The organism is Selenomonas ruminantium AC2024 (assembly GCF_000687995.1).
Classification (GTDB): domain Bacteria; phylum Bacillota; class Negativicutes; order Selenomonadales; family Selenomonadaceae; genus Selenomonas_A; species Selenomonas_A ruminantium_B.
On sequence record NZ_JIAC01000001.1, the window covers coordinates 678,419 to 690,833 of the forward strand.

At 43.4% G+C, this 12,415-nt stretch carries 11 protein-coding genes; all 11 read left to right on the forward strand.

Features of this window, described 5'->3' with window-relative positions:
- Positions 1 to 1,179, forward strand: a complete 1,179-nt coding sequence (locus tag P157_RS0103090) for a glycosyltransferase family 9 protein (protein ID WP_026759731.1) — start codon at positions 1 to 3, stop codon at positions 1,177 to 1,179.
- A 3-nt stretch (positions 1,180 to 1,182) separates the two neighbouring features.
- Positions 1,183 to 2,160 (forward strand): D-glycero-beta-D-manno-heptose-7-phosphate kinase, encoded by a 978-nt coding sequence (gene rfaE1 / locus P157_RS0103095; protein ID WP_026759732.1) that lies wholly within the window; start codon positions 1,183 to 1,185, stop codon positions 2,158 to 2,160.
- A 15-nt stretch (positions 2,161 to 2,175) separates the two neighbouring features.
- Complete coding sequence (gene rfaD / locus P157_RS0103100; RefSeq protein ID WP_026759733.1) at positions 2,176 to 3,162, forward strand: ADP-glyceromanno-heptose 6-epimerase; 987 nt, start codon at positions 2,176 to 2,178, stop codon at positions 3,160 to 3,162.
- A complete protein-coding gene (locus P157_RS0103105; RefSeq protein WP_037368088.1) occupies positions 3,146 to 3,655 on the forward strand; it encodes a D-glycero-alpha-D-manno-heptose-1,7-bisphosphate 7-phosphatase in 510 nt (169 codons plus the stop codon). The genes rfaD and P157_RS0103105 overlap by 17 nt, the downstream gene beginning before the upstream one ends.
- Positions 3,656 to 3,673: 18 nt before the next feature.
- Positions 3,674 to 5,707 (forward strand): LTA synthase family protein, encoded by a 2,034-nt coding sequence (locus tag P157_RS0103110; protein WP_026759735.1) that lies wholly within the window; start codon positions 3,674 to 3,676, stop codon positions 5,705 to 5,707.
- Positions 5,708 to 5,752: 45 nt separating this feature from the next.
- On the forward strand, positions 5,753 to 7,291 hold the full coding sequence (locus P157_RS0103115; protein ID WP_026759736.1) for an L-lactate permease: 1,539 nt from the start codon (positions 5,753 to 5,755) through the stop codon (positions 7,289 to 7,291).
- A 133-nt stretch (positions 7,292 to 7,424) separates the two neighbouring features.
- Positions 7,425 to 8,162, forward strand: a complete 738-nt coding sequence (locus P157_RS0103120) for a glycosyltransferase family 2 protein (protein ID WP_230578431.1) — start codon at positions 7,425 to 7,427, stop codon at positions 8,160 to 8,162.
- Between the two features lie 2 nt (positions 8,163 to 8,164).
- Positions 8,165 to 9,112, forward strand: a complete 948-nt coding sequence (locus P157_RS0103125) for a glycosyltransferase family 8 protein (protein WP_037368090.1) — start codon at positions 8,165 to 8,167, stop codon at positions 9,110 to 9,112.
- Positions 9,113 to 9,176: 64 nt separating this feature from the next.
- Positions 9,177 to 10,127 (forward strand): hypothetical protein, encoded by a 951-nt coding sequence (locus P157_RS0103130; protein WP_155266692.1) that lies wholly within the window; start codon positions 9,177 to 9,179, stop codon positions 10,125 to 10,127.
- A gap of 44 nt (positions 10,128 to 10,171) precedes the next feature.
- Positions 10,172 to 11,071, forward strand: coding sequence for a VirK/YbjX family protein (locus P157_RS0103135; RefSeq protein ID WP_026759740.1), 900 nt, complete (start codon positions 10,172 to 10,174; stop codon positions 11,069 to 11,071).
- Between the two features lie 27 nt (positions 11,072 to 11,098).
- The gene (locus P157_RS0103140) at positions 11,099 to 12,283 is read left to right on the forward strand and encodes an O-antigen ligase family protein (protein WP_026759741.1); all 1,185 of its coding nucleotides are present in this window, start codon (positions 11,099 to 11,101) and stop codon (positions 12,281 to 12,283) included.
- Positions 12,284 to 12,415 lie beyond the last annotated feature (132 nt).

Here is a 12,415-nt window from a genome sequence, read left to right on the forward strand (position 1 = left end):
GTGTATAAAAATATACTGGTCATAAATCTCATGCAAATTGGCGATTTAATGCTGACCACGCCAGTGCTAGGAGCTTTGCGCAAGGCCTATCCGCAGGCACGTCTTACTTTGTTGGCCGATACCCGCTGGCGGGAGTTGGTGGAATGCAATCCTCATTTGGATGCATGCCTGTTTATGGACAAAAAAGGTGAAGATAAGGGGTTGGCCAAGTTATGGAAATTCATTCGCAAGGTGCGGGCGCAGCATTTTGATTTAGTCATCAATCTTCATCGCAATGAACGGGCTTCGGCGGTGGCAGCCTTCAGCGGTGCCAAGCGCATTGTAGGGTACAGCAAACCGTTGTTTTCCTTGTTTTTTGACCAGACGATGCAGAATCCGTCCATTGCCCATCATATCGGTTGGGGACCGGGAGGCATCTTGCCGCCGCATCGCTATGTGCCGGGCTGGGAACATCAGGTACATGCACACTTGAATGTTTTGCGACAGACTTTGGGCATTGAGCCGGATGATGGTGGTTTGGAAATGGCGTTAAGCCCGGAAAATCAGCAGAAGGCGGATGTGCTTTGGCAGGAGCATTTTACGGCTGAGGATAAGGTTATTGCCTTGAATATCGGAGCAAGCTGGGAAACCAAGCGCTGGCCGGACAGTTATTTTGCCCAATGTGCCGATACGTTTATCGAACAGGGCTATAAACTGGCCTTCTTTGGCGGGCCTATGGACTTGGATATTGTCAATAAATGCATCAGTCAGATGCAGCATAAGGACAACGAAGCTCTGCATATCTTTACAGGTAAGGTGAGTCTGGCTGTACTGGCGGGACTTCTGCGCAAATGCAGTCTATTCCTGACTACGGATTCTGGCCCCATGCATATCGGTGTAGCTATGAATTTGCCGGTGATTACCATGTTTGGCGCTTCTCCGGTGCCGGGCTTCTATCCCTATGATGGCCGTTCGGTGCTGTTGAAGTCACCGGAATCTTGCCATCCCTGCGGCATTCATAAATGCCCTCGAAAAGGTGAGGAGAATATGGCCTGCATGAAAAATATTCCCGTGGCGGCGGCGTTGCATTATGCGGCGGAACTGCTGGAAAAATTCCAAGGGAAGCCTGCCTATAAGTTGCCATCCCATAAGGGCGATTATCAGTGTCGCATGATTGAACTATCCAAAGGAGATTTTTAGCTGATGGATAAGCAGATAATGTATAATTTTATTGCCGGCCCCGCAGCAAAATGCCATGTGCTGGTGGTAGGAGATGTAATGCTGGATAAGTATTACTACGGTGAAGTTACCCGTATTTCCCCGGAGGCACCGGTGCCGGTAACCCATGTGACGAGCCAAAAGGAAACTTTGGGCGGTGCGGCCAATGTGGCGCATAATCTGGCCCGTTTAGGCTGTCAGATTGGCATTGCCGGTTATGTGGGCGAGGATTATCACTGCCAGAGCCTTACGGATAAACTTACCGCACGGGGCATTGACTTCAAGGGACTTATCACTACTGACAGGCCTACGACCACAAAACTTCGGGTAATCGGCGGCCATCAGCAGATGATTCGGCTGGATTTTGAAGAGGCCGAAGATATGACTGGGCCTTATGCGGACAGACTCCATAATTTCGTTGCAGCCCGTTTGAATGAAAGTGTAGATGCAGTGATTATATCCGACTACGGCAAAGGAGCCTGCACAGAGGAAACCTGTCAGCAGATTATCAAGGCGGCAAATGCCCATGGTGTTCCCGTGCTGGTAGACCCGAAGGGGACAGCTTGGGGCAAGTACCGTGGCGCAGATTATGTTACGCCGAACTTTAAGGAAATCAGTGCTGTACTGCCGGGAAAAATCAAAAATCAGGACGAGGACATTGAGCAGGCAGCTCGCTATGTGATGGGCAAGTTCGGTATTAAGCAGGTGCTGGCTACCCGCTCGGAGTTTGGTATGTCGTTGGTGACGCAGGCTAGCGCGTATCATATCCCCACCAAAGCGCAGGAAGTCTTTGATGTGTCTGGTGCCGGGGATACGGTAATTGGTGTATTTGCCTTGGGGCTGGCCGGTGGACTGGCACCGGAAGTTAGTGCTTATATGGCCAATATGGCTGCCAGTGTGGTCGTAGCTAAGCTGGGCACTTACGCTGTAAGTAAAGAAGAACTGTTAGAGGTTTTGAAATAAAGGGAGGATATATTCATGATTATTGTAACTGGTGGTGCTGGTTTTATCGGCAGCAACCTGGTTAAGGAACTAAATCGCCGTGGCCATACGGATATTCTCGTGGTAGATGATTTGAAGGACGGGCAGAACTACAAGAACCTGCGCGGACTCAAATTTATCGATTATCAGCATAAGGATGATTTCCTGCAGAGCATCGAAAATGATGACTTTGATGGTACGGATATCGATGCGGTGTTCCATGAAGGGGCCTGCTCCGACACCATGGAATATGATGTCAACTATATGATGCGGGTGAATTACGAATATTCCAAGTCCCTGCTGCACTTCTGCCTCCAGCATCGTATTCCCTTCCTTTATGCTTCCTCTGCTTCCACATATGGCAGTGGCAAGAATGGCTTCCGCGAAGGGGACGAGTGCGAGGATGCGCTGAATCCTTATGCGTTTTCCAAGCTGGCGTTTGACCGCTATGTGCGTCAGGTAATGCCTGAAGCACACAGCCAGATTGTCGGCCTCAAGTATTTCAATGTCTATGGCCCGCAGGAACATCACAAGGGCAAGATGGCTTCCATCTTCTATCAGCTCTACAATCAGGTTAACGAAACAGGCAAGGCCCGCCTGTTCAAAGGCTGGGGCGAGATTAACGGCCAGCCGGTCAAAGATGGTGAGCAGCGCCGTGACTTTGTCTATGTCAAGGATGTAGTCAATGTAAATCTTTGGTTCTGGGAAAACAAAGGCAAGAGTGGTATCTACAACTGCGGTACAGGCCATGCCCATAATTACAACGAAGTGGCAGAGGCTGTTATCGAAGCATTGGGCAAGGGCGAAATCGCCTATCGTGAATTCCCCGAAGTTCTCAAGGGAAAATACCAGAACTTCACCGAAGCCGATACCACGAACCTACTCGCCGCTGGTTACAATGAAGGCTTCCATGAAATGAAAGATGCGGTTAAAGAATACGTCGATTTCCTAGAGCAAGGTGGCTATTTTGACTACAACGAATAAAAAAAAAGCCGTATTCTTCGACCGTGACGGTACCCTCAACGTTGACATTGCCTACCTTCACCGTCCCGAGGACTTCATCTGGATAGAGGGTGCTAAAGAGGCCATCAAATATGTCAACGACAAGGGATACCTGGCTATCCTCGTCACCAACCAAAGCGGCGTGGCCAGAGGTTACTATCCTGAAGAAGATGTAAAAGCAGTCTACGACTGGATGAACAAAGAACTGGAGCAAATCGGAGCGCATTTAGATGCGCTCTTTTACTGCCCACATCATCCACAAGGGGAAATCCCCGCTTATACAAAAACGTGTAACTGTCGTAAACCTGCTACCGGAATGATTGATGCAGCCTGTAAAGAATTTAATATTGACAGGTCGAACTCTTTCTTTGTAGGGGATAGCAGCAGTGATATGGAATGTGCTCAGCGTTCTGGCTTACGAGGGATACATTATAAGCAGGGAAGTTTGCTGACAGGTATAAAGAGTACTTTATAAGCAGAGGAGAATGGATTAGTGTTTGAGACTTTTTTTACGGGCTTGCAAAGTGATTTGTTGCTCAGCTTATGGGCAGCAGTAGTTTGCGCAGGTTTCAGGTGCTTATTTATTGCCCTGTATGGGCCAAAAGAATCCAAACGAAACTGGGCGAGATTACGTGGTTGTTTCCGATATGGCTTTTGGTGGGGCATGGACTTTAACGCCTATGTTTTTTTGCTGGGGATGATACTGGTATCTATTCCGGCATCTTTATTGCCCGGGTATCAGGCTGTGTCTGCTGAAGTGCGTACAGGCTTGTTTATGCTCTATTTGACGGTGATATATTTGGCATCTTGGGCGAATATGATTTTTTATTATCATTTCCATGATATTTTTAACTCGTTAGTGCGTTTGGGGGGAAATGCAGATAAGAAGAATTTTGCTGATATCTTTTTTAATCAAAATCATGGTGGTTGGATTTTAGCAAGTTTTATTCCTTATGCAGTTGTCACGGGATGGGTTTCTTATGCTATTTGTCAGTTGCCCAAGATGGGGTATGTTAGTGTACAGCCTGTATGGCTGCAATATGCTTTGAATACTGTAGTTTTTGTTATGGCGGTACTGCTCTTTTATTGGCTGCGTTATGGTGGTACTTTTGATCATCGTAAAAAACCGGAATGGGATGAAGTACCAGTAGATGTGAAAAAAGATGAATTCTTAGGGAAAATGACGCTGGATGCTTTAGTAGCGTTAGAATTGGCTTGGCGCAGCGGCCTTTGCGAATCTTTGCGGCATACAGAGGAAGAGTCGCGGGAGATAATGGCAACAATTCTGCCACCTACGACAGATTGGCAAGCACCTTTGGAATGTTTCAAGCGGCAGGCTCATGGAGCCAAAATAACCAAACCACGGAAAATATTTTTCCTTTTTGCTGAGAGTCATGGGCAGGCGCCCTTCGATTGCCTCTATCAGAAGTTGAATCTGATGGAGGCCAGTCAAAAATTCCGTAAAAATGAACATACGGTAGCGATAAATAATTTCTTGCCAGGTGGGATGGTTTCAGCACCGTCTTTGGCTAGTCTGTTATCTGGTATTTATGATACAGGTTTGGAATTAAATGAAAATCGGTCCTTTTGGCAGGGGTATTTACCTGTGTCATTGCCTGTGCAATTGCGGAAGCTGGGCTATCGTACAGAATTTTGGTATGGCGGTGGACTAAACTGGGGAAGTTTGGAACACTTTGTGCCAGCTGTCGGATTTGATGTTGCACATGGTGGCCCGGACATTTGCGCAAAAGATGCGCCTAGCACCTGGCTGGGCGTGTATGACCATCTGTTTTTGGATGCAGCTGCTAAGAGAATAGAAGCTGGGAATCCAGAGGATTATGAATTCCATTTCCTGTATACGACCTCCAATCATGGGCCTTATAATATGCCTTATGATGAGTATGGTGCTGATTTGGAAAGGATTATGCCGGAGGCGCCTGCGGCTTTAAAACGAGACAAACGGGAGAGCCGCAAAATGCAGGGAATCTGGTATACGGATCAAGCACTTTGTGCTTTTATTGAGCGTATGCAGAAAAAATATCCGGATGCTTTGTTTATTGTTACAGGCGATCATACTACGGGGCTTATTCCTTATCAGTTCGGGGTTACCGACCGGGAGGAACCAAGTTTGCGGGAACAGGTGCTTACTTCCTTTGCCATGTATCATCGTGAACTCACACCGGAAATGCTGGCAGGAAATACGATTGGTGGGCACTTGAACATATTGCCAACTATCATTGAGTTGCTTGCTCCGCAAGGACATGAGTATTATTCACTATTCCCTGCTCTTACGGAACATATAGACCATGTGGTTACACCATATTGTTATTTGACAGAGGAGATGGTGGGGGATTATAGGAGCAACGTGTGTCAGTCTCTGAAAGTGTCAAAGGAGAAGCTGCCACTAGAGCATCAGGTAGTTTATATGGACGAACGGGATGCTTATTGTGAAGTCAGCGGTTATTTTGTAAAACATCCAGAATTACTACTGATGAAAAAGGAATTAATAGATTCTTTGCCGAACTAATCCTAATAACAATCAGAAAATTTTAGGAGCAAAGAGGTGAGCGTCATGACGCTGCTGTTTTTCGCAATTCTCCCGATCCTTTGGTTGATTCTGGCATTGTCTGGCCTAAAGATGGCGGCATGGAAAGCCTGTCCGGTGGCTCTCTTGTTGTCACTAATTGCAAGTGTGATGAACTTTGGCATGCCTGCCGACTATATGGCCAGTGCTTTTTTAGAAGGGACTGCACTGGCTTGTTGGCCGATTCTTTTGATCATTACTGCCACAATCTACACTTATCATTTATCTGTGCATACTGGTGGTATGGAGATTATTAAGGCCATGCTGAATTCGGTCAGCAGTGATTACCGAGTACTGATTCTCCTGATTGCCTTTGGATTTGGCGGCTTTCTGGAGGGCATGGCGGGTTTTGGGACGGCTGTAGCTATTCCGGCAAGTATGTTGGCAGGGATGGGGATTAATCCTGTAAGTTCTGTGGCTGTATGTCTGGTGGCAAACTTCGTGCCCTCTGCCTATGGTTCCATTGGTATTCCCCTGGTAACACTATCTGGAATTATGGGAACGGACTCTGCTCAGCTGGCAACTTATGTGGCCTTGCAGCTCAGCATATTGGGACTGTTTTGTCCTTTCTTGATGGTTGTCATTGCGGGGGGCGGTGTTAAGGCATTGCATGGGATGATACCTGTCTGTCTGGCGGCAGGGCTTAGTTATGTGCTAGCGCAGCTTGGAGTATCGTACTTTATGGGACCGGAGCTTGCGGGCGTGGCAGGTGCTCTTTGCACCATGGGCGCAATTATTGGTGCGGTAAAATTATTTCCCGTTCGTGATCCAGCTTATGTATTGGCACGGGAGGAAATTGCGACAGTATCTGGCAAACAGGCATTTATGGCCTGGCTGCCCTATGTGCTGATTTTTATTCTGCTCCTCTTGACCAGCAGGCTAGTGCCCACAATCTATGAGTCTATCACACAGGTTAGGACATCGGTTCTAATTTATCGTGGTGAAGGTGGTATGCCTTATACCTTCCATTGGCTTGCGACTCCGGGCATGGTGATTTTTTTCGCTACCTTTGTGAGCGGTTTTATTCAAAAAACTCCTTTGGGCGATATGATAAGTGTCCTACGGAAAACTATGGTCAGTCTGCGCCCTACATTTATCACTATTATCAGCATTATCGCCACGGCAAAAGTTATGGGGTACAGTGGTATGACCACAACCATCGCTGATCATACCGTAGCAGCTACGGGATTGATGTATCCGGCTATTGCCGCTTTTATCGGTTCTGTGGGAGGATTTATAACAGGCTCAGCTACTTCCACTTGTATTCTGCTGGGGAAGTTGCAGATGGATGCGGCTATCGCCATAGGTGCTCCGCTGAATACGCAGATATGGATTGCCGCTGCCAATGCTACGGGAGCGTGCGCAGGAAAACTCATTGCGCCTCAGAGCATAGCTATTGGTGTTGCTGCTATTGGTGTTGCTGGTCGGGGGAGTGAAAGCCATCTGCTGGCTTTGACAATGAAAGTTTACCTTCCTTTTATTGTCGTGTTGGGGATGATGGTCTACGTTGGTAGTAGTTTGTTATAGGTTGATGGTAAATAAAATGACCAATCCGCACGGATAGTGCGGATTTTTTCTGTGTTATGTAGTATAATTTATGTGTTAGTAAAATAGTTGAGCAAAAATGGAGATTGGGATGTCAAGACTAGCGGTTATCATTTTGACCAAGAATGAAGAAACAAATATTGTAGCAGCGATGGAGAGTGCTGCTTTTGCTGATGAAGTATTGATTGTTGATTCTGGCAGTACGGACAGGACACAAGAGTTAGCAGAAAAACGTGGAGCAAAGTTCGTTAGTCATCCTATGGATGAAAGCGGTTTTGCCGGTCAGCGCAATTTTGCGTTGACACAGACGGATGCTGAATGGGTGTTTTATTTGGATGCAGATGAAAGAATTACGCAATTAGGAAGAGATGTAATTCAGGACATTGTTGCTCAAAATAGTAATAATGTCTATAAGGTTGAGCGAAAGAATATAGTCTTTGGCCAGTTGATGAACTATGGCGTACATCGTCCGGATTATGTGGCAAGATTATTCCCTCGGACTGCGGTGCAGTGGCAGGGCAGGGTTCATGAGGGGATAAAAACTGAATTGCCTGTAAAGAAACTTACGGATATTCTGCAACACTATACGTATACCAATTGGTATCAGTATTTTGCTAAGTTTAACCGTTATACATCGTTAGCAGCAGAGGAACTGGCGCAGAGGGATAAGCAAATCAGCAATATTGGGATTATTGCTCACACCTTGGGAGCCTTTTTTAAATCCTATATTTTGAAAAAAGGCTTTCTCGATGGATTCTTAGGTTTTGTTATGTCCTTTATGAGCATGGCATATACATTAACTAAATATATGAAATTACAAAATATCTATCGCTTAAAACTTGACAGGAGCTGAATATGACAGTTCAACAGAGAATAAATATTGTTTTTGCCAGTGATGACAATTACATACAGCATGCGACAGTGGCTATGATGTCAATTATGCAAAACACCAGTCAACAGAATTGTTTGTCTTGTTATATACTGGATGATGGCATATCTACTAGCGCGAAGGAAAAAGTATATCAGACTTTCCGCGGTAGTAACGTTGAAGTACATTTTTTGTGTGCTGATGTCAAATGCTTAGAAAATTTATTTGTTAGCGGTCAGCTGAGCCGAGCTGCCTATTTGCGTTTACAAATGGCTGAACTCTTGCCAGAGTCTGTGGAACGGGCAATTTATTTGGATTGTGACTTAGTGGTGATGAAAGACATTGTAAACCTATGGAATATGGATTTGCATAATCATCCGCTAGGAGCGGTGTCCGATTATGGTATTATGGCCTCCAGTAAGGATTGGCCTCGAAAGCAGAGCGAATTAGGCTTTGAATCTAACGATGAATATTTTAACTCGGGGGTTCTCGTGGTGGATGTATCTGCTTGGCGCAGGTATGATTATGGAAGTAAAATCATTGATGCCGTGAAAAAAAATAATTATCAGCATCATGATCAGGATGCATTGAATGTCATGTTCTATAGAAATTGGGCAGCAGTACCTTTGCAGTGGAATGTTATCCCGCCTATATGGAATTTGTTTATTAAGATATTACGCAAAGAAAAATTTAGAAAAAAGGCGATAAAAGCTAGGCAGGATATAGCTGTATTGCATTATGCAGGTGGGTATAAGCCTTGGGAGTATGCAGAGATTAAAGCATTTAATAAATCGTATTATCAATACTTTCGTCAGACAGCTTTTGCTGAGGAGCCGATGCCACAACCAAACAAAAATCGCAGAGGGCGTTCGATTAAACGACAGTTATTCCGGTTGAAAGTAGCAGATTTCTGGCAATACGTATTTCGAAATTAATGGGAGATAGTCGATGAGGTGTGAAGTGCTAAAGACACATAATGTGTTGATATTAGGATGGCCTGTGAGACCAAAACAAGAATGGGTAGAAAAATATGTTAATGTTACGGCTGAACGTATTTATAAAGAGGAGCTTTCATGGATAGATAAGAGATTGATGAATCTTTCTTTTCATACACCTAAATATTTACAATTAACAAAGAGGTTGTCGCCGAAATATTGGTATGGAAACTGGAGTAACCATGTAGCAGATTATGATACTGTTATTATCTTGGATGAAATTCGTGGGCGTGATATATTTGAATTTATCTTAGAGAATAATCCTAAGTGTAATTTATGTGTTTTTTATGATTCGCCTGTGAAAAGAGGCACAACGTATGATCCGTCAAATTATAGCGATATGCCTATTAAATTTTATACTTGTGATTCTAATGTTTCAGAAGAATATGGGATTAAATTTATGCCATATTTTTATATTTTCTCACCAATAGATTATAAGAAATACGATGTGCAACAGGGTGTGACGGAAGATAAAGACGTCTTTTTCCTAGGCGAAGAAAAAGGAAATCGATTAGAGCAATTAAAACTGTTGCGATGCAAGTTTGATGAGATGGGGGTTAAACATGATTTGCGCTTAGTACGTAAAAGGCATGGTCGTAGGTATACGCGAGAAGAATTATCTCAACTGACGGATTATCTATCATATAGTGAGTATATATCTTCTATGCGTTCAAGTAAGGTTATCCTTGAGTTGGTATCTAATGGACAAACGGGAATTACACAACGCGCATATGAAGCACTGTTTTATAAGAAAAAATTGATTACAAATAATGAAGAAATAAAAAGATATGAATTTTATTGTCCTGATAATGTATTTGTGATTAAAACAGATGATCCTTTACTATGGGATGATGATGAATTAAACTGTTTTATAAAAACGCCAACTAATGATACTTATTTTGCTTTCAAGAATAACTATACTTTATGCGCATGGTTGCGTCGATTCTTTAAATAATAAGTGGATTGATATGCCGATTGGTGAAATATGAGGAGTTTATAATGTTGGATTATAGTAAAGTCGGTAGGAAAATATATAATTTTGACAATAATAGAGAGGTGCGACGATATATAGTTTTTAGAATGAGATGTTGGTTGCATCCAAGACGAATGAAAAGGTTGGAAAATTTTTTTCAGAGAAGTGGAGTGATGAAAGAAATTGCACATGTATACCCGTTTGTATATGAGCAACCAACACGAGCATTCTTTTATAACAGATCGACTTTTGATGAAAGAGTGGAGTTGTTGGAACAACATATGACATTTTTAGCCGAGCATTTACAGGTACAACATTTTGTAGACTTGTACTCGGAAAAAGATAAGATGCTATGGGAGTCTTCTGACGAGGGAGATAGGTTGAAGTTGCGGCTGTTTTACCATCCGGGACAACGTAAGGAAGGTTTGCTGTCGATAATTTTGGGATGTAATCAAGGTGATTTATATCAAATGATTTTTTGGATAGCAAAAAATCCACAGGAAGAATGGTCTTTGTGGATTGGTGCTATGCAGGGACCTAATATGAACGATGCTCGTGATATTATCAAGCGGGTAACGAAGCGGTGTCATGCTTATCGTACTAAGAATCTTATCCTTCATGCTACCCAGGAAGTGGCAAAGGCTTTGGGGTTACAGCATATTTATGCTGTAACAAACTATGGGTACTATGCTATGAACCATATCCGCGTGGATCGAAAACTGAAAACCAGCTTTAGTGATTTTTGGGCTGAAGCTGGTGGTAAACCTTGTAAAGATCAACGCTTTTTCGAGTTGCCTTTATCAGAGTATCGTAAAAGTATGGATGAAGTGCCAACACGCAAGCGAGCAAATTATCGTAGGCGTTATGCAATGTTAGATGAAATTGATGCCGATATAGTAGCTGGTATGAAAAGGATTATGAAGTAAAGAAGTTGAAAGGAATGCTAATAGGGGATGAGAAAGATTGTAAGTAGAGATTCAATAGAAAAAAGGCTATATGTATACATATGCTTGTTTGCATTTATGAATATTTTTTCTGTTGCAATATCCAATGTTTTTTTGGGGCTAGCAATAGCTGGTACATTGCATAGGCTGATTAGGTATCATGACGATGTGAAGGAGATTTTATTACGACAGAAAACTTTTTTTTGTCTGGTTTTAGTGCTGTGGGTGACCATTGTATTATCAGTGCCTGGCTCTATAGATCCAGCGCGTGGGATAAAGGAATTTTTTAACTATTATGTATATCGAATGATGATATTACCCGCTGTGTTTCTCTGCGTAAATGAAAAGAAGCGTGTCCTCAATATTGCTCTATGTATGGTGGCGGCGATGTTTATTAATAACATATACAGTATAGTGCAGGGGATTGAGGCGTATCCTATCCCGGGGCGTTATACTGGGTTCATGAATGTTATGCCACAAGCCTCTTTTTTAACAGTGTTTATTCCTGCATCGCTTGTGGTTTTTGTGGGGGCACAAAAAACTAAATTGCGGTGGGCATGTATGCTGTTCTGTCTTGTAGCCTGTTTTGCATTTATGTTTAACGGTACACGTGGTGCTTGGGTAGCAACCTTAGTAAGTGCGCTGTTTCTGATGTCTTTGCAGTTGAAAAACAAGCGGAATATTCTTGTGGCGATTTTAGCAGCTGGGGTTGTTTTAGGCGGGATCTATCATACGGTGCCATCCTTTCAGCAACGTGTTCAGTCGATAGCTAATCCACAGGAACAATCCAATGTTGAACGTAGACTGCTTTGGCAAAGTGCTTGGAATATGTTTACAGACCATCCTTTGACCGGAGTGGGAATGGCAAATTTTAAGCAGAATTATCAAGAGCATTATATTCTTCTAGAGGCGAAGGAACCGCATCTTGGTCATGCACATAACAATTTTATGCATGTATTGGCAGAATGTGGTATTTTGGGAATAGTGGCATTGTCAACTCTTTGGGGATATCTGTTTATCTATGGCATAAAAGGATGGCATAATAAAAAGAATCCTGTGTTCCTGTTGAGTTTATCTGTACTAGTAGGGGTAGTTTTACATGGGCTTACAGAATATACTTGGGGGACTGCGTTGACAGTAAAGTTGTTTTGGTTGTCAATGGCGTTATGCATAAAATGGGTTGACTTAGAGTAATAATGGAATAATAATTAGTGATAAAGCTACGCAATTTATAAGGATAGTAATCGTGGGGCGTTTTTTACTTTGATAATGGAGTGGGGGAGGGGGGAGCGTCAAGATAATAATGTGATGAGGAATGCTATTATG